This is a genomic window from Marinimicrobium sp. C2-29 (genome assembly GCF_038419845.1).
Taxonomy (GTDB): domain Bacteria; phylum Pseudomonadota; class Gammaproteobacteria; order Pseudomonadales; family Cellvibrionaceae; genus Marinimicrobium.
This window is the reverse complement of the sequence record NZ_JBCAQT010000001.1, coordinates 253,741-276,569: the sequence shown is the minus strand read 5'-3', so window position 1 is coordinate 276,569 and position 22,829 is coordinate 253,741. Positions and strand designations below refer to the sequence as shown.

Genomic DNA, 22,829 nt, shown 5'->3' with positions numbered 1-22,829 from the left:
CCATGAGCCCAAGCCCGACACTCGAACTCGCTCAGGACCTGATCCGCCGGCGCTCCGTGACCCCGGAAGACGCCGGCTGCCAGGAGCTGATGATCGAACGCCTGGAGAAAATCGGCTTTACCGTCGAGCTTCTGCCATTTGGCGAGGTGGACAATTTCTGGGCCACCCGGGGCAGCGGCGGGCCATTACTGGCCTTTGCCGGCCACACGGATGTCGTCCCCACTGGCCCGGAAAACCAGTGGCTGCACCCGCCGTTTGAGCCGGTGATTCAGGACGGTGTGCTTTACGGGCGCGGCGCCGCGGATATGAAAGGCTCCCTGGCGGCCATGGTGGTGGCCTGTGAGAACTTTGTGGCGCGCTGCCCCGATCACAAGGGCCGCATCGGCTTTCTGATCACCAGTGATGAGGAAGGCCCCTCGGTCAACGGCACGGTGAAAGTCGTGGACTGGTTGCAGCAGCACGGTACCGGGATCGACTGGTGCATTGTGGGCGAGCCCTCCAGCACCGACCGGGTGGGCGATGTGATCAAAAACGGCCGGCGCGGCTCACTCGGCGGCGTGCTCCGTGTCAGGGGCACTCAGGGCCATGTAGCCTATCCGCATCTGGCCGAGAACCCCATCCACAAACTGGCCCCGGCGCTGGCCGAACTGGCCGCCGCCGAGTGGGATGCGGGCAATGAGTTTTTCCCGGCGACCAGCTTTCAGGTGTCCAACATCAACGGTGGCACCGGCGCGACCAATGTCATTCCGGGCGAGGTGGAAGTGGTGTTCAACTTCCGCTTTTCCACCGAAGTGACCGAGGCCGAACTGCGCGAGCGCACCGAGGCAATTTTCAACAGGCACGGGCTCAACTACGAGCTCGACTGGAAGCTCAGCGGGCACCCCTTCCTCACCGCCGAAGGCTCTCTGGTGGAGGCCGTGGTTGCCGCCGTCGAGAGCGAGACCGGAAGCAAGCCCCTGCTGTCGACCGCCGGCGGCACCTCCGACGGGCGCTTCATTGCCCCCACCGGCGCTCAGGTGGTGGAGCTCGGCCCGGTCAATGCCACCATTCACAAAGTGAATGAGTACGTCAGAGCCGATGACCTCGACACTCTGACCCGGACCTATGAGGGCGTATTGCAACGTCTGCTGGACGCCTGACCCAAAGGCAGATTCAGCCCGGCATCACTGTCGGGCTTTTTCAATACACTTGTTCTGAACATCCGATTACAGGTTTTCCCTTGCAGCAGTATTTTCGTTTTATCATCCAATCCTGGCCCCTGCTGGCCTTCGGTTTTGTCAGTATCTTCTGGGGCAACTTCGGCCAGTCGTTTTTCATCAGCTGGTACGGCGCTCCCATTCAGGACTCCCTGGGCTTATCGGCGGGTCGCTATGGCTCGCTCTACTCTCTGGCCACGCTCGCCAGTGGTCTGCTGATCATGACGTTTGGCGGCCTGATAGACCGTTTGCCACTGCGTTACTTTGCCACGGCGGCCGCTCTGGGGCTGACCGCCGCCTGCCTGGTTCTGGCGTTCGCATTTCACCCCCTGATGCTGTTGCTGGGCCTTTTTCTCCTGCGCTTCTGCGGCCAGGGACTGCTGCCGCACACCGCTCAGACCACCATGGCCCGACATTTTGACGATGACCGGGGCAAGGCCCTGAGCGTCTCCGCCAGCGGCGTACCCGTGGGCGAAGTGGTGCTGCCAATTGCCGCTGTGGCTCTGATCGCCTCTCTGGGATGGCGCGGCAGCTGGGGGGTGATCGCTCTGGTGACCCTGGCCATCTACATTCCCCTGATCACCTGGCTGCTGCGCCGCTCGCCCATCGACGCCAACCAGGTGCCCGCCACGGCCTCAGCCAAGGTGTTGGCCCGCAGCGCGGGTCGGCGTGAAATGCTGCGCGACTACCGCTTCTGGCTGGCGCTGCCCACGGTGCTGGGCGGCCCCTTCATGATCACCGGCATTTTCATTCATCAGGGTTTCATACTGGCCGAGAAGGACTGGACCGCCGCCTGGCTCGCCACCTGCTTTATTGCCTACGGGGTGACGCACTGGGTCGCACAGCTGGTGACCGGTATTCTGATCGACCGCTTCAGCGCCCAGGGCGTGTTGCGGGTGGTTCTGATTCCGCTGATGACCGCCGTGTTTTTGCTCGCCTATGTCGACGGCCACTGGGTCGCGCCCCCGTTCATGATGCTTCTGGCGATGACCATCGGCGCCGGCAGTCCGGTGGGCGGTGCGCTCTGGGCCGAGGTGTACGGCACGGCAAAACTGGGGTCGATCCGCTCGCTGATGAGCTCATTGATGATCATCTCCACCGCGATCTCACCCATTGTGCTCGGCGTGCTGATCGATCAGGATCTGTCGTTGACCACAATTTTCAGCCGGGTGGGCTGGGCACTGCTGGTGGCGATTGTGCTGGTGCAGTTTTCCTACAAACCACAACAGCCAAAACCGGACCAGCCGTCGCCACCATGACATCGGGCGCCGCTCTTGGCATGATAGGGGCCAAACTCCAAGGAACATTGATCCCTGATGCGACGCCCGATCTCATTTTTTAATCGTTTCGCCCTCTGGCCCCTGCTGTTCATCAGTCACCTGCTGGTGGTCAGCCTGCTGGCCTGGCACCTTCTGGCCCAGATGGATTTTGGTTATTCGCTGGGCTACCGGTTGCTGGATATCGATAAGCACATTGAGACCTTCGGTCCACAGAATCGATACCGGGAGAGCTTCGAGACTACGGATGCGGCCGAGCACAAAAGGTTGTTCGGCGAGATCACGCGGAGTATTCAGAACGGAGGCGAGGGGCTGGCGGAGATCCGATACCCGCTACCCCAGGGCGGTAGCGCCACCCTGATGCGGGCGCCGGAGGTGACCCACCTGGATGACGTGGCGCGGTTGATCAATCATTTTTATGCGGCGGGGTTGGTCGCGGCCGCCCTGCTGGCGGCGCTGTTATTCTATATCCATCGAACGCGTCCGACGCCGCCCGGGCCCCGGAGAATACTGGTTGTTTTCGGAGCCGGCCTGGCCGTCGGCGCCGTGCTTCTGTTTCTGATCGGTCCGGTCAAAGTGTTCTACTGGCTGCACGACTACGCCTTTCCCGCTGATAACCCCTGGTTCTTCTACTACCAGGACTCACTGATGACCACCCTGATGAAAGCCCCGGATCTGTTCGGGTTTATCGGCCTGCTGCTGCTGTTTCTGATCCTGGTGCTCTGGAGCCTGTCCGGCGCCCTCCTCTGGCGTTGGCTGGGCCGCTGACTCAGCGGCCGGAGCGGGAGCGGGTAATCAGGTCGTAGGCGGTGCGGATCTCCTGGGAACGCTCGGTCGCCTCCTTGACCATATCATCCGGCATGCCCTGACCGATCAGTTTGTCCGGGTGATGCTGGCTCATCAGCTTGCGATAGGCCCGCTTGACCTGCGCATCGCTGGCGTCCGGGTCCACCCCCAAGGCCTCGTAGGCCCGCTGCAATTCATCCTCTCGCGAGGGGCCCTGCTGCCCTGCCCTCTGACCGCCAAAACTGTTCTGGGCGCGAATCATGCGCAACAGCTGCTCGAACATGGCCGACGAGATACCCAGCCCTGCCGCAATGCGTCTGAGCGCTTCAACTTCGGCCTGATCCAGCTCGCCATCGGCCAGGGCGATATTGACCAGATACACCAGGAGCATGCGCACCAGGTTGGCGCGGCGGCCACAGACTGCCCGGAAACGCGCCAACTGGGCCTCGGGATCAAAGTCGGCATCGCTGCCCTGCTTGAACAGGGCAATGGCCTCGCGCCGGTGCTCGGGCGTCAGGCCCAGCTCGCTCATGTAGGCTTCGGTCTGACGGACCTCCTCTTCCGAAACCCGACCATCGGCCTTGGCCAGATGACCCAGGAGGGTAAACAGGGTGTCGAAAAAGCATTTTTCGATTTCCTGCCGGCGTTCGGGCGAGCCTTCCGCCTGGAATTGGGCGTAGCCACGATCAAACAGGTGACCGACCGCCAGGCCGATCAGCGCCGGGATAATACCGCCCATGGCAAAACCGAGAACGGCGCCAATAATTTTACCGAGGATCATCATGCGGGAACTTGGTCTCCAGATAGCTAGATAGGTAAATAGATTAATAGATTAATAGATTAATAGGTTAATTCGATTGTCGCGTCAGGAACTGCAGGAGAGCATTGAACAGCCGGCCCGGTCGCGCGCCCAGTCGGGACGCTGGGCGAAGTAGTGTTCAAATTCCGGTTGTTCGTCGTAGGGGCGGCGCAGCAGCACCTGAAGCCGGTGAATCTCGCTGAAATCGCCCCGCTCGGCCAGATCAATGGCCTGCTGAGCCATGTAGTTGCGCAGCACGTACTTGGGATTGACCCGATTCATGCGCTCGCGCCGGGTGTGAACGTCGGTGCCATGCAGCACCGAATCGCGCACCAGACGCTCGCGGTAGCGCCGCAGCCAGTCGGCGGCCTGGCGCCGACTCTCCTCATCCAGCGGCTGATAATACGCCGGCTCCAGAGGCGCCAACAGTGCCTGATCGTCACGATCGTCGGTTTCCTCATCCAAGCGGGGATCGAAGTCGGCCAGCAACCGGTAGAAAATGGTCATGTCGGTTTCGGTCAACTGCAGCACCCGTTGCAGCTCGGCGACCAGCTCATCATCGGCCCCGGCCTCAAATTCCGCCAGACCCAGCTTGGCCGCCATGTCGCGCTGCCAGCAGCGCTGATACTCTTCGCGGTAGACTTCCAGCACCGCCTGCAGCGGCTCTACCGCCTCGATCAGCGGGTGTATGGCATTGGCCAGTTGCGCCAGGTTCCACAGCGCCACCTGGGGTTGGGCCCCGAAGCGATAGCGCCGGCCCTGGGCATCCGTGGTGTTGGGCGTCCAGTCGGGGTCATAGCCCTCGAGCCAGCCGTAGGGTCCGTAGTCGATGGTTTCCCCCAGAATGGACATGTTGTCAGTGTTCATCACTCCGTGCACAAACCCGACGCGCATCCAGTGCGCCACCATTTGCGCGGTGGTTCTCGCCACCTCTTCCAGCCAGGTGAGGTAGGTATCGCGGTCCGGCTCTCCCCCATCCGGAAGCAGGTGCGGAAAATCGGCGTGCAGGGTGAAATCCACCAGTTGTCTGAGCTGGTCGTGTTCCTGACGGGCGGTGTGAATCTGAAAGTGCCCAAAGCGGGTAAATGACCGGGCCACGCGGCAGACCACCGCGCCCGGCTCCATCTGCGGGTTGCCATCGTAGAACATGTCCCGCTCGACCTTGTCCCCGGTCAGGATCAGGCTCAGGGCCCGGGTGGTGGGTACCCCCAGGTGATGCATGGCCTCGCTGCAGAGAAATTCGCGCACCGAGGAGCGCAGTACGGCCAGACCGTCGGCGCCGCGTGAATAGGGGGTGCGTCCGGCGCCCTTGAGCTGCAGGGTCCAGTGTTCACCCCGGGCATTGACCAGCTCTCCCAGGTTGATTGCCCGACCGTCACCCAATTGTCCGGCCCAGTGACCGAACTGATGGCCGCCGTAACAACTGGCGTAGGGCTCCATGCCGGGCAACAACTGGTTGCCGGCAAACACCTGCAGAAAGGTCTCGCTCTGACAGTCAGCCTCGCTGAAATCCAGCCGCTCGGCCACTTCAGGGGCAAAGGCCACCAACCGCGGTGCCGGCGCCGGCTTGGGGCGGACCCAGCTGTAGCTGGCTCCGGCAACCGGACGCGGCACATTCTCCGTCTCCGGATCGGCAGGCAGGGAGCTCACAAAGCGATTGTCAAAATGGGGCGCAGTGAACGAGGGGGAGTCTGTGTCAGTCATGGGGCCAGTGTACCACCCTGGCCCTGTTTAGCGTGAATGCGGATCCTGGGGCTGGCGTGAATGCCGCACTCAGCCTTGAGTGCGTCGGCGGGCCGCCCAGAGGCCGAACAGGCCGATGCTCAAGAGGATCAGACCGCCGGCTTCGTTGACCTTCACTTCGATGTCACGGTAAGTGAAGTCATCCAGGGTAAAAATACCGCCATGAGAGGTCATCACCAGCTTTGTAACACTCTGAAACAAAGTGTCCATACGAAACGAGTTTTCAAAAAACAGATGATAGCCGGTTTGCCCCACTTCCCCATCAGCATCAAATGCGGCGACATTGACCCAGTAGGCACGAGAACTGTTAGCGGGTGCTCCAAAAGTCGCCCCCAGAAAATCGAAAGGCGTATCCCGCCCCACTGTCAACTCGGATACCAGACCTTCATTGTAAAGAAACTGGGTACCTGAACCTGCGACATCCTGGTAAGCCGTCGACATATCCGTGCTCCCCAACGCCCAGCGGTCATCCCACTGAAACCCCGCATACCCCTGATCAGAAACAGTCCCTTCAACCGGGTCAATGCCATCAAAATCAAGTGTGATGGGAGAAGCCAGGGCCTGGCTGGCGGCCAACCCCAGTAAACTGGAAACAAGCAGTTTGAAAACGATTTTGAAACGACGACCTTCCATTGCGCTGATCCACTAATAATTGGTTGCTATCAAAAGGGCCATAAACCCACTTACCCGGTAAATAGCAATTTAAGCGCCATCTTTTCAAACCCCTTTGTAATCAGCACGTTACGTGACACAGATCACAAAATATCGCCCCTTAAGTGGTTTTTGGCGCCATTTCTGTAAAGTCGCCCGACAACCATCGGGTTTGGAACATCGCCCGGGAGTCTTGTGGGCCGGTAACGCCGGCCGGGTCGGCGCCAGAGGCCTGATTTCAGCGATGTTTATTCATGCGCCATGAAGCCCGCCCTGACCCCGCGTGCTTGTCGGGCTATTTGACAACCGCCTGCAGGTCCCTGTGGCTGCGCTGTAACGTCACTAAGCCTTGACGCCCCCGGTGTGTGCTCTTAACCTAGGCGCCCTTTGATTCGCTGAGCGACGACCACTATGACCTATTGTCTAGCCATCAACACCGAAAACGGGTTGGTGTTTTGCTCGGATTCCCGCACCAATGCCGGGGTCGACCAGGTAAGTACCTACAGCAAGATGTATCGCTTTGGCGTAGAGGGAGAGCGGCAGTTCATGGTGCTCTCGGCAGGCAATCTGGCAACGACGCAGGCGGTGGTGTCGCGCCTGAAGAAGGACGTGAAGGAAGAGGCCGAGGTCAGCCTGCTGACCGTCGAATCCATGAGCGACGCGGCCGAGTACCTGGGGGAGGTCAATCGGGCCCAGCAGGAGAAGCATTCCGACAACAACGGCTCGAAGGGCTTCGAGGCCAGCTTTATCATCGGCGGCCAGGTGCGCGGCGACAAACCCCGGGTCATGATGGTATACCCCGCCGGCAACCACATCACCACCTCCAAGGATACCCGCTACCTGCAGATTGGCGAAAGCAAGTACGGCAAGCCCATCCTGGACCGCATTCTGACCGCCAAGACCGACCTGCACACGGCCGCGCTCTGCGCCCTGGTGTCAATGGATTCGACAATGCGCAGTAACCTGACCGTCGGCCCGCCCATCGAGCTGATCATCTACGAGAAAGATTCCTTTTCAATCCAGCACAATCGCTTCGACGAAGACGACGAGTACCTGCGCGAGCTGAAGAAAGCCTGGGACGCCCGACTGGTCGAGGCCTTTGTGAAGCTGCCGCCTATTGTCTGGCAGCCGCAATCACTTGATGAATCAAACGAAGTTTAGCCACCACCCGGTCATTCAGTACAAAGGGATAGGCATCGGGTAGTCCCATGCTGCGATTGAGCGCATTGAGGGTGACCGTCAGTTCCATCCAGTCGGCCACCAGCTCATCGAGGTCCTGTCCATTCAGGTCTTGTCCATTCAGGTCCTCTCCACTCGCTTGATCCGGCCCACCCGGCTTGCGCGCAATGGCGCCGAACTCCCTGGCGGTTTCCAGCGTATCCTGCATGTGCAGGTAGTGCGCCCAGGTTTCGGCCCAATCCTCCAGCGGATGCGCCATGGCATAGGCACTGATATAGCCCGATGGCCAATCGACCGATGTCGGCCGTCCGTAGTGCTCGTACAGCGCCTTCTGATAGTCCCGATCCGGGTTGCCAAACAGCTCTCTGAACGGCGCCTCCCAGTGTTTGCCCCGCACCAGCAGGTCGTAATAGTAGTGACCGCTCTCGTGACGGAAATGGCCCACAATGGTCCGGTAGTACTCACCCAACTGCCGGCGGGTCTTTTCCCGGTGTTCGTCGTCGGCCTCGGCCAGGTTGAGGGTAATGAGCCCGCTGGCATGGCCGGTCGCGATATAGGCTTCGCGCACATTGGCATTGAACCGGCTGTCCTCGAGAAACGCGAAGGAGATGCCCAGTTCGGCCGCCTCCTGTTTACCCTCCACCGGCAACCCCAATTGCATCAGGGTGTAAATGAGATGGCGCTTGGCCGCTTCGAGCTTGGCCCACTGGATCACGGTCCCGGTTTCGCTCAGATCCGGAACGACCTTGTTCAGGCGGCATGACTGGCAGTAGGTCCGCTGATCGTCCACGGGGAGCAACCAGTTACAGGCACCAAAGTCATGGTGATTGCGGCAGTTTCGAAAGCGCTGGCCGTCGTCGCTCAACAGTTCTCCACCGGCTTGAGGTTGCAAAGCCAGCATGGTCTGGCTCCGGGGATCAAACCCCAGAGCCCGTCCGCATTTCAGGCACTGGCTGTTTTCAAAAAACACCCGCTGGCCGCAGACACAGTAAAAGTCTTTCATAGGGTCTCGATGTCAGGTTATGACGGTCTCACTCGGCGTTGCTTCCAGGGGTGCGACCGGCAAAAACCAGGTGCTGGCAATCTGCCGATGGATATCGGCAATTTCCAGCTGAAGGTTGTCGATATACTCTTTCAGGCCGGTCTGCAGCAGCGCCGGGATATCCGCCGTCCGCACACGCCGCCTGACGCCGGTCACCGCCCGCAGCGCGTCATCGCTGTTGGGCAGTTTTTTCAGGCAAGCCTCCAGCTCTCCCAGACTGTGGGACACCGCCCGGGGGAAAAGCCCATCCTGCAGCAGAAAAGTCACCACATCCTCGGCGTTGACCCGATCCTGCACATGCTGGCGGTACATCTGGTAGGCACTCAGGGAGCGCAGGACGCTCATCCAAAGGATGTTGTCGTAGGGCTCCAGGACATCGTCCCCCCCGGTCAGGTGGGGCAAAAGGTTGGCCGACCCGGCATCCACAATCCGGGTGGTCATATCGGCCCGTTCAAGATTGCGGCCGGTACGGATAAAGTCGTAGGCGCTGTTGTGGCTCATGCAGCCGGCCAACAGGCCGGTGAACTGCTGAATCCGGGTGATCACCTGTTGCAGCACCCGGTTGCGCTCGCGCCGGGCCACCGACTTGGAGAGGTTGTCCTTCACATCCAGGTAGAGATCATTGATCAGCTCCCAGGCCTCCATGGGGATGATCTCCCGGGTGATGCGCGCGTTCTCCCGCGCCCAACTCAGATTGTTCAATAAAGAGGAGGGGTTGTCCCGATCCGACAGCATGAAGCGCACCACCGTGCGCTCGTCTGCCAGCTCCGTATCGCCCCGGCGAAAGTAATCGCCCGTCCCGCTGATATTGATCAGCGAACCCCAGCCGACCCGGATGCCCTTGGGCAGGTCCATCAGCAGGTGGGAGTTCACATTCACCAGGCGCGCCATGTTTTCACTGCGCTCCATGTAGCGACCCATCCAGTATATGCGTTCTGCGACTCGTGACAGCATCTTATTTATCCCCCTCTACCACGACCCAGGTGTCTTTACTGCCGCCGCCCTGGGAGGAGTTCACCACATAGGAGCCTTTGGTCATGGCCACCCGGGTCAGACCGCCCGGGGTCACGTGGCTCTCGCGACCCTGCAGAATAAAGGGGCGCAGATCAATGTGCCTCGGTTCGGCATTGCGCGGTGTGACCACCGGCGCCGTGGACAGCTCGATCAGCGGCTGCGCCATATAGTTGCGCGGGTTGGCCTTGATCTTCTGGGCAAAGGCTTCCCGCTCTTTTTTGCTCGCCTGGGGGCCCATCAGCATGCCGTAGCCGCCGGATTCATTCGCGGGCTTGACCACCAGCTTGTCCAGATTGGCGAGCACGTAATCCCGCTGCTTTTTGTCGTTGCACAGGTAACTGGGCACGTTGGGAAGAATCGGGTCTTCATCCAGGTAGTATTTGATCATGTCCGGGACAAAGGTATACACCAGCTTGTCATCGGCCACGCCTGCACCGGGGGCGTTGGCCAGGGCGACGTTGCCCTTGAGCCAGGCCCGCATCAACCCGGGCACACCCAGCACCGAATCGGGGTTGAACATTTCCGGGTCGAGAAACAGGTCGTCGATCCGCCGATAAATCACATCCACGCGCGCCAGGCCATTGATCGTGCGCATGTAGACCGTGTCGTCCTCGACCACCAGGTCGGTGCCTTCCACCAGTTCCACCCCCATCTGCTGGGCGAGGTAGGAGTGCTCGAAATAGGCCGAGTTGTAGATGCCGGGGGTAAGCACCACCACTTCCGGGAAATCCAGCGGGCGCGGGGAAATGGCCGCGAGGGTATCGAACAACTGGTTGGGGTATTCGGTGACCGGCAGAATCGCGTGGTTCTCGAACAGCTCCGGAAACACCCGCTTGGTCACCTTGCGGTTCTCCAACATGTAGGACACACCGGAGGGCACCCGCAGATTATCTTCAAGAACGCGAAATTGACCTTTGTGGTCGCGAATCAGATCACTACCACACACATGCGCCCAGACGCCCAGCGCCGGTTTCATGCCCACGCATTCGGGCCGGAAATTGCTCGAGTCGGCCAGCAGCTCTTCGGGAAAGACCTTGTCCTTGATGATCTTGCGATCGTTGTAAACGTCGTCAATAAAGCAATTCAGGGCGGCGAGACGCTGGACCAGGCCGCGCTCGGTTTTCTGCCACTCGCGCTGGGAGATGATCCGGGGAATGATGTCGAAGGGCCAGTCCCGGTCAATATTGCCGGCGTCACTGTAGACCGTGAAGGAAATCCCCATGGTCTTGATCGCCAGTTCCGCCGAGAGTTTTCGGTCCTGGAGCTCTTCGCCACTCAGGGAGGCCAGGTAACTTGCCAGATGTCGGGCCGCTTTGCGCGGGTTGCCGGGGGAGCTGATCAGCTCATCGTAAGCTTCGCCACAGGCGTAGTCTCGCCAGTCGATCTGCATAGCCAATTTCCCTGTTGCTTGATAAGGAAAAGGAAAGGAACAGAGCCACCCGCAGTGTCAGGGCGACACGGTGAAGATTGACGATAGCAGCTCAATCAACAAACGTCGAGAGGGCGGAGGCTTCGGTACCGACTATCGCGGCGGGTCCGGGAGAAGCGCGGAACTGTTGTTCACTCGAAACCAGCCGGCAATACTGCAGCGCTCGCGCCCGGCGGGCAGTACTTCGTGGGGGAAGGATTCGCTCAGGAAGATCACCAGTGTGCCGTATTCGGGCAGGACCTTTTCCAGCACCTGCTCGCCGGACTCATCGTAGATCACCAGCTCGCCGCCATCGCCCGGGGACCACTGGGGGTTGAGGTAAAAGACCGTGGAAAGCACCCGATTGGACTGGCCTTTGAAGGCATCCAGATGCTTTTTATAGAAGGCGCCTTCGGGGTAGGTGGCGTAGTGGCACTCATAGTCAAACAGACCGAGAAACAGCCGACGATTGAGCCCCTGACGCAGTTTTTCCGCCCAGTCCAGAAAAGCGCCACTGGCGGCGGTATCCCCCCGCAACCAACAGATTTTGTCCGAGCGGACAAAACGGTTAAGCTGAAAGTCGTCTTTGCGCCCGACCCCGGCCCGCTTGAACTCGGCCCCGCTCATGGACTTCACTTCCAGAAACAGGGCATCGATCAACTCCGGCGCCAGAGCCGCCGGCACAATGGCATAGCCCTGGCTTTCCAGACTCCGGGCGATATAATCCAGAGCCTCTTCATCGAAGCGACTCTCGTTGGACGGTCCTTGAGGTGAAACGGGCAGTATGCTCAATGGGGCGATCTCTGTGACGTTCAGACAATCGCTATATACACCAATTTTTCCAAAACACCAGAACTTTATGCGGCGACAGTGGATTCAGGCACTAAAACAGCACTACACCGGCTCTCTGGCCCAGGGGTTTCAGCAATTCCGCCAGGGCGTGTCGCTGTTTTTTCTGGGGATGGTGGGTCTGTACAGCGCCAGCCAGTTGCTGGAGCCGTCGCTGGCCCAGGAGATCGCCGTGCTTTGCAGTCTGCTGGTGGGCGGCGCCGGTTTTGCCTGGGCGATGATGGCGCACCTGCGCATGTTGATCGGGCGACTGATCCGGTTTTTCAGTCGATCTGACCGCTGAGCCGGAAATACTTGTCCATCACCAGTAGCGCGATCAGGCGCTCGCGCCGGGCATCCTGAAACTGGGCCACATGGCGATTGGCTTCGGCCACAATGGCCCTGGCCTGGTCGGGATGGCGGTTGAAGTAATCCACCTTCTCCTCCATGTCGGAGAAGTCGTCCTTCAGCGCCACGTAGTGCCGACCCGGCTCCAGACGCCCTTCCATAAACCAGGTTTCAAAGCGCGGCGGGCGCATGAAGCACAGGGAGTTGGAGGCCATGATCCACTTGAGATTGGTGGCCACATCGATGCCCTCCACACTCAAGATGTATTTGAACCGCAGCTGGTCCGGCACCGAGACAAAGGGCTTGGCGTAGTATTCGCCCCGGGACTGGCGATGGGTATCACCGATGTCCATCTTCGGGTGGTTGTAATAGGTCTTGACCAGATCCATCCGGTCATCGTTGACGGTTTTCCCCCGCCAGATGAGCCGATCTTCCTTTTCCTCGAACGCCAGTTCATCCCGCACCATGTAATAGTGCCGGATCTGGTTGAGCTTGAGCAGGATCGAATTCTGGTTGTCCGAGCCGCTGGAGATCGGCCGGCTCTTGAGAAAACAGGGCACATCGGGCACGTGGGTGATGTCGCCAAACAGGTAGTTGAAGCGCACCTCGGCCGGGAAGTAACGCACCAGCTGCTTGAAGTCCATGAAGTAGGAGAAGCTCTTGTCCCCACGCCGGTAATCCCGGTTGGCCTCGGCTTCGGGCGGCAACTCGAACGGCGCCTGCAGCTTGTTGTAATAATCCACCCGCGCCAGCAGCTCCTGGCGCTCTTCATCGGGCAGCTGCTCCAGCTCCTCCAGAATCGCGGGTAACCGATGTGACAGGTACCCGGCGGGCAGGAGCGACTGCAGGCCCCCGCTCAAGTAAACACGGCTCTTGCGCAGGTTCTTTTTCAGCTGATCCAGGGCCTTCATGACCGACGTTCTCCCGGGGCGTCTACTGTATGAGCAAAATGGGTGTGTGACCGGGCTCAGTTATCAGAGCCGGGCCGGGGCATGAAGTTACCATAGGGGAACTGAGCCACCTTGTCCCCGCCCTTGGCATCGCTGATCTTGCCCGTGCCCTCTTTTTCAACCTCGTCGATGCGGATGATCGAGTGCATGGGGATATAGGAGCGCTTGACGCCGGCAAATTCGTTTTTCAGCTTCTCTTCCGAGGGGTCGACCACCACCTGGCTGCGCTCGCCGAAGACGAATTCTTCCACTTCAATAAAGCCGTACATCTCGCTCTGATAGATGGCACAGGCGAAAATTTCGTACACCTGTCCCTGATTGAGGAAAATGACTTTGTAGACGGGTTTTGCGGCCATAGAACAACTCGGGTTATCCAGTCAATTGAGAGGGCGCGAAGAATAGCACAAAATCGCCCGCCGTCCGCCCCTACTGGCCGACAGACGGGCCTTTGACTCGGCCGGCAAGACCGCTATAATGCGCCTCCTCATTATTGCACATTTTTTAACCAGGTTGCTGACCATGACCACCGATACCGCGACTCCGACGCCGAAAAAGCTCTACATCAAAACCCATGGCTGTCAGATGAATGAGTACGACTCGGCGCGCATGCGGGACCTGCTGGGCGAATCGCACCAGATGGTGTCCACCGAGAACCCGGAGGAGGCGGATGTGATCCTGATCAACACCTGCTCTATCCGGGAAAAAGCCCAGGAGAAGCTGTTTCACGAGCTGGGCCGCTGGAAGTCATTGAAAGAGGCCAAACCCGGCCTGAAAATCGGCGTGGGCGGCTGCGTGGCCAGCCAGGAGGGCGAGGCCATCTCCAAGCGCGCGCCCTTTGTGGACATGATCTTCGGCCCCCAGACCCTGCACCGCCTGCCCGAGATGATCGAAACGCCCCGGGGCGACAGCGCCGTGGTGGACATCAGCTTCCCGGAAATCGAGAAGTTCGACCACCTGCCCCAACCCGAGTCCGACGGCGTCAGCGCCTTTGTCTCGATCATGGAGGGCTGCTCCAAGTACTGCACCTTCTGTGTGGTGCCCTACACCCGGGGCGAGGAAGTGAGCCGCCCGGTGACCGATGTGTTGGCCGAGGTGGTGCACCTGGCGCGCCAGGGCGTGCGCGAGGTCAACCTGCTGGGCCAGAACGTCAATTCCTACCGGGCCGAGAACACCGACGGCTCCATGGTGGATCTGGCGGAGCTGATCACCTATGTGGCCGCCATCGAGGGCATCGACCGCATTCGCTTCACTACCTCGCATCCGGTGGAATTCTCTGACGCCCTGATTGATGTCTACAACGAGGTGCCGGAGCTGGTCAGCCACATTCACCTGCCGGTACAGAGCGGCTCGGACCGGATTCTGATGGCCATGAAACGCGGCCACACGGCGCTGGAGTACAAGTCCAAGCTGCGTCGCCTGAGGCAGAACCGCCCGAATATCAGCTTCTCTTCGGATTTCATCATCGGCTTTCCGGGCGAGACCGAGGCGGATTTCGAGGCCACCATGAAGCTGATTCACGATATCGGCTTCGACACTTCCTTCAGCTTCATTTACAGCCCCCGCCCGGGCACCCCGGCGGCGGAGCTGCACGACGATACGCCCATGGAGGTGAAGAAGGAGCGTCTGAAAATCCTGCAGACGCGTATTACCCAGCAGGCGCAGGACATCAGCCGCAAGATGGTGGGCAACACGGAGCGGGTGTTGGTGAGCGGTTATTCCAAGAAGGACCCGGGGCAGTTGTCGGGCCGCACGGAGAATAACCGGGTGGTGAATTTCCGCTGCGATGATCCGGCGCTGATCGGCAAGTTTGCGGATATTCTGATTGAAGAAGCATTGCCCAACTCTCTGAGAGGCACCCTTCTCAGCTCCGAAATTGATACTGATTGGGCGGCTTGATGGTGGATCTAGCGTGGTCCGGCCTCGCCACTGGGTAACCTTTTCTCAAAACGCGGTGTACACGTCCATGTGGCTCCTGCTCTTCATCCCTGAAGAGAAGGTTTGAGAAAAGGTTCCCCAGCACCGAGGCCTCCGAGGTAGCCGAAAGTGAGGGCGCTACGTAGCGCAGAGTTAAGCCCTCCGAGGTAATCGGAAGTATCGGCGCTACGTAGCACGGAGCATGACTCTATTTCATAGGGCTCGATGTCAGGTGGTCTTTTTCGGAACCTTCTCTTCAGGGATGAAGAGCAGGAGCTACATGGATGTATTCACCGCGTTTCCGAAAAAGACCACCTGATAGCGAGCCCGGACCATCTAACGGAGTCTCCAACGAAGCTCAAACCACCAATGAAGCACGAGAATACACCCGATATAACCCAAGATTCATAAAACTGACCGGTTAAGAAACAAACAACCGGACAATTGCCTTTTCCCCGTCAAGTTAATGGTTTAGGCTTAAGTTAAAGTAGCCAATAGGAGAACGAACCCTCATTGAATAGTCACGCCGTAACCGACCAGGACACCGTCACCCAGCAACTTACGCTGGAACCCGACGACAACCGCCGCCTCGCCAGCCTCTGCGGTCAATTCGACCAGCACCTGCGCCAGATCGAACAGCGACTCAACATCGAAATCCGCAACCGGGGCAACCACTTCGCGCTCACCGGCGAAGCCCAGACCACCAAAACCGCCGCCGAACTGCTGCGCAGCCTCTACCGGGACACCGACGAGAGCGACATCACCCCCGACGAAATCCACCTCGCCCTACAGACGTCTGGCATAGAGGACCTTATGGACCAACTCAACGACCGCGCCCCCGGCGACGGCGCTGCCGAATCCGGCACCCCGGCGGACAATGCCAGCCAAGTCGGCGGCATGACCCTGATTCGCACCAAAAAGTGCACCATCAAGCCGCGCGGCGGCAATCAGCAGCAGTACGTGCGCGCGGTCCAGACCAACGACATCAACTTCGGCACCGGCCCCGCCGGTACCGGCAAGACCTACCTGGCGGTGGCCTGCGCGGTGGAAGCACTGCTCAACGACGATGTGGAGCGGATTCTGCTGGTGCGCCCGGCCGTGGAAGCGGGCGAGAAGCTGGGCTTTCTGCCCGGTGACCTGGCGCAGAAGGTCGACCCCTACCTGCGGCCGCTGTACGACGCCCTGTTTGAAATGCTCGGGTTCGAGACCGTGGGCAAGCTGATCGAGCGCAACGTCATTGAAGTGGCGCCCCTGGCCTACATGCGCGGCCGGACCCTGAGCAATGCCTTTGTGATTCTGGACGAAAGCCAGAACACCACGCGCGAGCAGATGAAGATGTTCCTGACCCGCATCGGTTTTGGCTCCACGGCGGTGATTACCGGCGACCCCAGCCAGATCGACCTGCCCAAGGGGCAGAAGTCAGGTCTGAAACACGCCATTGATGTGCTCTCAAAGGTCGACGGCATCAGTTTTACCCACTTCAGTTCCAAGGATGTCGTGCGCCACCCGCTGGTGCAGCGCATTGTGGAAGCCTACGACGCCTTCGACGACGAACAGCCGGCCGACTAGACATGGACGTACAGATCGATATTGCCATTGCCAGCCAGAGCGCGGGCCTGCCGGAGCGCGCTCAGCTGGAAAGCTGGATCGGCGCCGCCCTACACGCTGGCACGCGCCAGCCTCTGAGCGAGGCGGAAGTCAGCGTCTACCTGGTGGACGAAGCGGAGAGCCGGGAGCTCAATCTTCGCTACCGCGACAAAGACAAGCCCACCAATGTGCTCTCCTTCCCCGCCGACCTGCCACCGGAGCTCAATCTGCCACTGTTGGGTGACCTGGTGGTCTGCGCCCCGGTGGTGGAACGCGAGGCGCGGGAGCAGGGCAAAACCGCCCAGGCGCACTGGGCTCACATGCTTGTGCACGGCACCCTGCATTTGCTAGGTTACGATCATATTGACCCGGCCGAAGCCGAGGCGATGGAAAGTCTGGAAACCCGTATTCTGACTCGGTTAAACTACCCGGCGCCCTACGTCGAAACCCGGCCGGCGGAACCCCACCCCGACGGGCCGAACCTTACCCGACAGGCAAAACCCTAAAAGGACAGATCTGCCCCATGAGTGACGACCCTTCGAGTAGCAGCCTCCAGGCGCGCAACTCTGACAAGAGCGACAAATCGGAGAAAACCGACCGATCCTGGATGCAGAAGCTGATGCAGGCGTTCAACGGCGAGCCCCAGTCCCGCGAGGAGTTGCTGGATATCATCAAGGAGGCGGCCAACAACAAGCTCCTGGATCAGGAGGCACTGAGTATCATCGAGGGCGCTCTGGACGTCTCCTCGCTTCAGGCCCGGGAGCTGATGATCCCCCGCTCCCAGATCGTCGCCATCCGCATCGACGAGACCCCCAAGGAATTCCTGCCCAAGATCATCGAGTCGGGCCACTCGCGCTTCCCGGTGATCGGCGAGAGCTTTGATGACATCAAGGGGATCCTGCTGGCCAAGGACCTGCTGCGCATGATGCTCGAAGAGACCACCGACTTCAGCCTGGAGTCGATTCTGCGCCAGGCCAACATCGTCCCGGAGAGCAAGCGCGTCAACGTGCTGCTGCGCGAATTCCGCGAGAAGCGCTACCACATGGCGCTGGTGATTGATGAATACGGCGGCATTTCCGGGCTGCTCACCATTGAAGACATTCTCGAGGAAATCGTCGGCGAGATCGAAGACGAGACCGACGAGGAGGTCAGCGACGAGTTCATCAAGCGGGTCAGCGACACCGACTATATCGTCAAGGCGCTCACGCCCATTGACGATTTCAACGACTACTTCAAAGCCGGCCTGAGTGAAGAGGACTTCGACACCATCGGCGGCATTCTGATGCAGGAGTTCGGTCACCTGCCCAAGCGCAATGAAGTGGCCGTGATCGACGAGTTCCAGTTCCGGGTGCTCTACGCCGACAACCGCCAGATCCACCTGGTGCGCCTGACCATTCTTGAATAGCGCCATGACCCCCGCTCACGCCGCCCTCGAGCGAGTGCCCGCCTGGGCTGCCTGGCTGCTCTGCGCCGCCGCCGGGGGGCTGGTGCCGCTGTCGTTCGCCCCCTTCAATCTCTGGCCCCTCGCCCTGTTGAGCCTGACGGCCTTTGCCCTGCTGCTCCACCGCCAGCCCGGTCGCACCGCCTGGTGGCGCGCCCTGGGTTTCGGGCTCGGGCTCTACGGCATGGGCGTTTCCTGGATCTACGTCAGCATTCACACCCACGGCAACGCCTCGGCCCCGCTGGCCGGACTGATGACCGCCCTGTTCGTCGCCTTTGTTGCCCTGGTATTCAGCCTGCCCTTCTATGTGTACGGCCGCTGGTTCAGCCGCCGGCGCTACGGCTCACTGCTGGCGTTTCCCGCCCTCTATCTGCTGGGCGAGTGGCTGCGCGGCTGGCTCCTGACCGGCTTCCCCTGGCTGTACCTGGGGTACGGCCATCTCGATACCTGGCTGGCGGGCTGGGCCCCGCTGCTCGGGGTCATGGGCCTGAGCCTGATCGTGGTATTGACCGCCGGGCTGGGCGCACACTGGTTGCTTGATGGGAAGGGGTTCCTCCAGGAGCGCCGAGGCCGGCCAACGCTGTTGCTGACTGCGGTGATTCTGGCACTCTGGCCTCTGGGCCTGGCGCTTCAGCTGGTCGACTGGACCGAGCCCCGGGGTGAGCCGGTGCGCGTGGGCATGATCCAGCCCAATATTCCTCAGGAGCGCAAGTGGGATCCGAACTTTGTCGAGCCCACCCTGGAGCGGCTGGAAACGCTGAGCGAGGATCTGTGGCAGAACGACTGGCTGATCTGGCCCGAGGCGGCCATTCCCCGGGTGTACCATACGATGACGCCATTTCTGGAGGAGATCGGGGACCGGGCCGACGCCACCGACACGGGCATGATCAGCGGGATCATTTTCCAGAACGAGCAGACCGGTGACTACTACAACAGTCTGGTCACGCTGGGCGCGGCCGAGGGTATCTACCACAAGCGTCGGCTGGTGCCCTTCGGGGAATACGTGCCCATGGAGCGCTGGTTGCGCGGGCTGATCGACTTTTTCGACCTGCCCACCTCCATCATCAGCCGCGGCCCCTGGGAGCAGGAAGGCCTGCAGATCGGGGATGTCGGCATTTCACCCTCGGTCTGCTACGAAGTGGTCTACCCCGACCTTGTCGCCCGCAGCGCCCGCGACTCCCAGGTGCTGCTGACCGTGAGCAATGATGCCTGGTTTGCCGACTCCATCGGGCCCCTGCAGCATATGCAGATGGCGCGCATGCGCGCTCTGGAAACCGGGCGTCCGATGATCCGCAGTACCAACAACGGCATCAGCGCCCTGGTGGACCCGCGCGGGCAGATTTTGGCCCGCGCCGATCAGTTTGTGCAGACCAACCTGGAGGGAGAGGTTCAGCCCCGTTCGGGCCTGACACCCTTCATGCGCTGGGGCAGTCATCCGCTGGCACTGCTGTCGGGACTGGTTCTGGTGGGACTGGCGCTGGGCTTCAAGCGCGAACTGACGAACGAAACGTACGAGTAGGAACGCTAGTTCGCCTCCAGCGCCGTCCCCTCTGCGAGCAATTCCGGACAGTAAATCGACTGTAGCACCTTGATCACCCGCATGGCCCGGTCATCCGCCAGGCGGTAATACACCGTCTGCGACACCTTGCGGGTGGTCACCAGACCCGCCCGGCGCAGGTTGGCCAGATGCTGCGATAGCGCCGACTGGCTCAGGGTAATGCGCTCGTTCAGCTCCCCCACGGACAATTCGCCCGACCCCAGGGTGCACAAAATCATCAGGCGGTGCTCGTTACCCATCTGTTTGAGCAGACCGGCCGCCTCACGGCTGTGCGCCTCCATCTGTTCCAGACCCGCACTCAATGCATTCATCGTTGCCATCTCTTCAGAAATCAGGCTGATACTAAACCTCATGCGCACGCCCATGTCAACATACTTCTAATTTAGCTACCTCTAATTTAGCTATAAAATATTTATTTTTAGATTATTTGCATCTTCACCCGTGACATGGGCATAATTTCGTTGTATTTTAGATTTATCTAATTTAGATTTAACTAACTTTTTGCATCGGAGCCATGTCAATGAAGCACGTCTCGCTCGGGGAACGCCTACTCAACCTCGCCCTGAATCACCGCAAGGGCGTTTTCTGGGGCCTGGGGTTGATCACTCTGGCCTTCGCCGCCCTGCTGCCCCTGATCCAGATTGATACCGACCCGGAGAATATGCTGCCGGAGGATAATCCCGCGCGCGTGTTTCACAACCAGGTCAAACAGACCTTCGATATGCACGACACCATCGTGGTCGGTCTGGTCAATCCGGAGGGCATCTACCGGCCCGACACTCTGGCGGATCTGCACAGCCTGAGCGAATACGCCGAGGGTCTGGACGGGGTGATCCGCACGGACCTGATGTCTTTGGCCAATGTCGATAACATCACGCAAGAGGGCGCTGGCACCATCCGCTTTGAGTGGATGATGCGCCAGCCCCCGGAAACACGAGAGCAGGCGCTGGAGATCAAGCGCAACGTCGAAGCGCTGCCTCTGCTGTACAACACCCTGGTCTCCGAGGACGGCCAGGCCGCCGCCGTCTACGTGCCGATTGAAGACAAAAACGAAAGCTACGCCATCGGGCGTCAGCTCCAGCAACACATCGACAGTCTGGACTCCGAGGGCGACTGGCATATCACCGGCCTGCCCATTGCCGAAGACCGCTTCGGCTACGAGATGTTTGTGCAGATGGGGATATCCGCGCCCCTGGCGGGCCTGGTCATCTTCGCATTGCTGTGGGTTTTCTTCCGCAACATCCCGTTCATCGTCGCCCCCATGATCGTTGCCCTGTCGACCGTGTTGATCACCATGGGCGCCCTGATCGGCGCGGGTTTTACCGTGCACATCATGTCCTCCATGATCGCCATCTTTCTGATGCCCATCGCAGTGGTCGACTCCGTGCACCTCCTGTCAGAGTTTGCCGACCGCTATCGCAAGGGCGACAGCGTGCGTCAGGTGGTGAGCGATGTCATGGGGCACCTGTTTACCCCCATGCTCTTTACCTCCATTACCTCAGCGGTGGGCTTTTTCTCCCTGATGCTCACACCGATTCCCCCGGTGCAGATTTTCGGGTTCTTTGTCGGCCTGGGCATCATGCTGGCTTTCCTGAGTACCATTCTCTTTATACCGGCCTACCTGGTGAGCCTGAACCCGCAGACCCTGGATCGTATGGTGAGCAACCTGCCGGCGGAGAGCGACACCCTGGTGGCGCGCCTGCTCAAGCCATTGGGCCGAATCACCCGGCGTCACACCAGGCTCTGGATAACAGGCTTCCTTGCGGTGTTTGTGGTCTCGGTCTGGGGCATCACCTTAATCCAGGTGAATGACAACCCCGTTCGCTGGTTTAAGCCCGGCCACGAATTGCGCATCGCCGATCGGGTGCTCAACGAACACTTTGCCGGCACCTACGATGCTTACATGGTATTCAACAGCGACAGTGATACGCTCGAAAAGGCGCAAGCCGAGGTAGATCAATTGCTCGACTCCGGTAAACTCGACAATGACACTCAGCGTTGGCTGAAAAACCAGGAGGAAGACCTCAATACCGCTGCAGATCTGTCCGATTTCGTGCTGGCTCTGGACGACTATCTGTTCGAGACCTCGGGCAATGTCGAGCCCATCGAAACCCTGCTCTCACGTCTGGAAACAATCACCGGTGACGGCCAGGCGTTTACCAACCCTGACAACCTGGCCTACCTGCAACGGTTGCAGACGCACCTGAACCAGACCGGTCTGGTAGGCAAGTCCAACAGCCTCACAGATGTGGTCAAAACCGTCAATCGCGAGCTGCGCTCGGGCGAAGCAAAGGATTTCGAGTTGCCGGACAGCGCCAACGGCGTCGCACAGACGCTGCTCCAATACCAGTCATCCCACCGGCCCCAGGACCTCTGGCATTTCGTTACCCCGGATTACCAACAGTCCCTGATCTGGCTGCAGCTGACCAGTGGCGACAATCAACATATGACCGCCGTGGTGGAGTCGGTTGACCAGTATGTCCGGGACAACCCTCTCCCCGAGAACCTGTCACTGGAGTGGGCGGGCAAATCCTACCTCAACGTTGTCTGGCAACAGGAAATGGTCGAGGGGATGATCGGCAGCTTGATCAGCGCCTTTGTGGTGGTGCTGATCATCATGATTCTGTTGTTCCGCTCCATTACTTTCGGAGTCTTGGCCATGCTGCCCCTGACGATCACCATTACCGGTATTTATGGCCTGATCGGCTGGATCGGGAAAGACTACGACATGCCCATTGCGGTGCTCTCGGCGCTGACGCTGGGGCTGTCCATTGATTTTGCCATCCACTTTGTCGAGCGCACGCGCGCCTACTTCCGCGAGACGCAAAGCTGGCCCGAGACACTGGAGCTGATGTTCCAGGAGCCCGCTCGGGCAATAACCCGCAACGCTGTGGTGATCGCCGTGGGTTTTACGCCGCTGCTGCTGGCGCCACTGGTGCCCTACATCACCGTGGGCGCTTTTCTGGCCAGCATCATGGCGCTTTCGGCACTGATCACTCTGCTACTGCTGCCCACGGTCATGACCCTGCTTCAGGGCTGGCTGTTTCGTCCCAACAATGAATCTTCAGGAGAATATTATGATGAAAATGACTCACTTTAAAACCGCTC

At 60.0% G+C, this 22,829-nt stretch carries 21 protein-coding genes; 11 read left to right on the top strand and 10 right to left on the bottom strand.

Translation table 11 applies throughout. The annotated features are described in order from the left end of the window. The first annotated feature begins 2 nt into the window (after nt 1–2). The 3 genes from dapE to AAE484_RS01205 all read left to right on the top strand — a co-directional run bounded on the left by dapE (nt 3) and on the right by AAE484_RS01205 (nt 3,241). Nucleotides 3–1,139: a succinyl-diaminopimelate desuccinylase gene (gene dapE, locus AAE484_RS01215; RefSeq protein ID WP_341936495.1), complete on the top strand. Its 1,137-nt coding sequence runs from the start codon at nt 3–5 to the stop codon at nt 1,137–1,139. An 80-nt stretch (nt 1,140–1,219) separates the two neighbouring features. After that, complete coding sequence (locus AAE484_RS01210) at nt 1,220–2,455, top strand: MFS transporter (protein WP_341936494.1); 1,236 nt, start codon at nt 1,220–1,222, stop codon at nt 2,453–2,455. A gap of 57 nt (nt 2,456–2,512) precedes the next feature. Beyond that, complete coding sequence (locus tag AAE484_RS01205) at nt 2,513–3,241, top strand: lipoprotein intramolecular transacylase Lit (RefSeq protein ID WP_341936493.1); 729 nt, start codon at nt 2,513–2,515, stop codon at nt 3,239–3,241. A 1-nt stretch (nt 3,242) separates the two neighbouring features. On the opposite strand, the gene djlA is transcribed toward AAE484_RS01205, so the two are convergent. The 3 genes from djlA to AAE484_RS01190 form a co-directional block, all read right to left on the bottom strand. After that, entirely contained in the window at nt 3,243–4,043 is an 801-nt protein-coding gene (djlA, locus tag AAE484_RS01200; protein ID WP_445928815.1) for a co-chaperone DjlA, read from the bottom strand. A gap of 81 nt (nt 4,044–4,124) precedes the next feature. Then, nucleotides 4,125–5,762: a protein adenylyltransferase SelO gene (locus AAE484_RS01195; RefSeq protein ID WP_341936492.1), complete on the bottom strand. Its 1,638-nt coding sequence runs from the start codon at nt 5,760–5,762 to the stop codon at nt 4,125–4,127. A gap of 69 nt (nt 5,763–5,831) precedes the next feature. Then, complete coding sequence (locus AAE484_RS01190; protein ID WP_341936491.1) at nt 5,832–6,434, bottom strand: hypothetical protein; 603 nt, start codon at nt 6,432–6,434, stop codon at nt 5,832–5,834. Nucleotides 6,435–6,863: 429 nt separating this feature from the next. Here AAE484_RS01190 and AAE484_RS01185 point away from each other — a divergent pair, with 429 nt between their 5' ends. Beyond that, nucleotides 6,864–7,613 carry a peptidase gene (locus AAE484_RS01185; RefSeq protein ID WP_341936490.1) on the top strand — a complete coding sequence of 250 codons (750 nt, stop codon included), beginning with the start codon at nt 6,864–6,866 and terminating at the stop codon, nt 7,611–7,613. Here the strand turns inward: AAE484_RS01185 and AAE484_RS01180 are convergent. The 4 genes from AAE484_RS01180 to AAE484_RS01165 form a co-directional block, all read right to left on the bottom strand. Continuing rightward, nucleotides 7,567–8,634, bottom strand: a complete 1,068-nt coding sequence (locus tag AAE484_RS01180) for a zinc-binding metallopeptidase family protein (RefSeq protein WP_341936489.1) — start codon at nt 8,632–8,634, stop codon at nt 7,567–7,569. The two genes, AAE484_RS01185 and AAE484_RS01180, sit on opposite strands and share 47 nt — an antisense overlap. Nucleotides 8,635–8,646: 12 nt before the next feature. Beyond that, nucleotides 8,647–9,627, bottom strand: coding sequence for an alpha-E domain-containing protein (locus AAE484_RS01175; protein WP_341936488.1), 981 nt, complete (start codon nt 9,625–9,627; stop codon nt 8,647–8,649). Between the two features lies 1 nt (nt 9,628). Beyond that, entirely contained in the window at nt 9,629–11,077 is a 1,449-nt protein-coding gene (locus tag AAE484_RS01170; RefSeq protein WP_341936487.1) for a circularly permuted type 2 ATP-grasp protein, read from the bottom strand. Between the two features lie 132 nt (nt 11,078–11,209). Then, complete coding sequence (locus AAE484_RS01165; RefSeq protein WP_341936486.1) at nt 11,210–11,887, bottom strand: 2OG-Fe(II) oxygenase; 678 nt, start codon at nt 11,885–11,887, stop codon at nt 11,210–11,212. Between the two features lie 67 nt (nt 11,888–11,954). Between AAE484_RS01165 and AAE484_RS01160 the strand changes: the two genes are divergently transcribed. After that, the gene (locus AAE484_RS01160; RefSeq protein ID WP_341936485.1) at nt 11,955–12,227 is read left to right on the top strand and encodes a hypothetical protein; all 273 of its coding nucleotides are present in this window, start codon (nt 11,955–11,957) and stop codon (nt 12,225–12,227) included. Here the strand turns inward: AAE484_RS01160 and AAE484_RS01155 are convergent. Both AAE484_RS01155 and AAE484_RS01150 read right to left on the bottom strand, forming a co-directional pair. Beyond that, entirely contained in the window at nt 12,208–13,182 is a 975-nt protein-coding gene (locus tag AAE484_RS01155; RefSeq protein WP_341936484.1) for a glycosyl transferase family 90, read from the bottom strand. The two genes, AAE484_RS01160 and AAE484_RS01155, sit on opposite strands and share 20 nt — an antisense overlap. Nucleotides 13,183–13,238: 56 nt before the next feature. Next, nucleotides 13,239–13,577, bottom strand: coding sequence for a DUF1820 family protein (locus AAE484_RS01150; RefSeq protein WP_341936483.1), 339 nt, complete (start codon nt 13,575–13,577; stop codon nt 13,239–13,241). Between the two features lie 163 nt (nt 13,578–13,740). Here AAE484_RS01150 and miaB point away from each other — a divergent pair, with 163 nt between their 5' ends. The 5 genes from miaB (at nt 13,741) to lnt (ending at nt 19,682) form a co-directional block, all read left to right on the top strand. Beyond that, on the top strand, nt 13,741–15,117 hold the full coding sequence (gene miaB / locus AAE484_RS01145) for a tRNA (N6-isopentenyl adenosine(37)-C2)-methylthiotransferase MiaB (protein ID WP_341936482.1): 1,377 nt from the start codon (nt 13,741–13,743) through the stop codon (nt 15,115–15,117). A gap of 531 nt (nt 15,118–15,648) precedes the next feature. Continuing rightward, complete coding sequence (locus tag AAE484_RS01140; RefSeq protein WP_341936481.1) at nt 15,649–16,704, top strand: PhoH family protein; 1,056 nt, start codon at nt 15,649–15,651, stop codon at nt 16,702–16,704. Between the two features lie 2 nt (nt 16,705–16,706). Beyond that, the gene (gene ybeY, locus AAE484_RS01135; protein WP_341936480.1) at nt 16,707–17,228 is read left to right on the top strand and encodes an rRNA maturation RNase YbeY; all 522 of its coding nucleotides are present in this window, start codon (nt 16,707–16,709) and stop codon (nt 17,226–17,228) included. Between the two features lie 17 nt (nt 17,229–17,245). Further along, nucleotides 17,246–18,127, top strand: coding sequence for an HlyC/CorC family transporter (locus AAE484_RS01130; protein ID WP_341936479.1), 882 nt, complete (start codon nt 17,246–17,248; stop codon nt 18,125–18,127). Nucleotides 18,128–18,131: 4 nt separating this feature from the next. Next, on the top strand, nt 18,132–19,682 hold the full coding sequence (gene lnt, locus AAE484_RS01125) for an apolipoprotein N-acyltransferase (RefSeq protein WP_341936478.1): 1,551 nt from the start codon (nt 18,132–18,134) through the stop codon (nt 19,680–19,682). Between the two features lie 5 nt (nt 19,683–19,687). Here lnt and AAE484_RS01120 read toward each other — a convergent pair whose 3' ends face one another. Beyond that, on the bottom strand, nt 19,688–20,032 hold the full coding sequence (locus tag AAE484_RS01120) for an ArsR/SmtB family transcription factor (RefSeq protein WP_341936477.1): 345 nt from the start codon (nt 20,030–20,032) through the stop codon (nt 19,688–19,690). 209 nt (nt 20,033–20,241) lie between these two features. Between AAE484_RS01120 and AAE484_RS01115 the strand changes: the two genes are divergently transcribed. Beyond that, on the top strand, nt 20,242–22,821 hold the full coding sequence (locus AAE484_RS01115; RefSeq protein WP_341936476.1) for an efflux RND transporter permease subunit: 2,580 nt from the start codon (nt 20,242–20,244) through the stop codon (nt 22,819–22,821). Nucleotides 22,822–22,829: the final 8 nt, after the last annotated feature.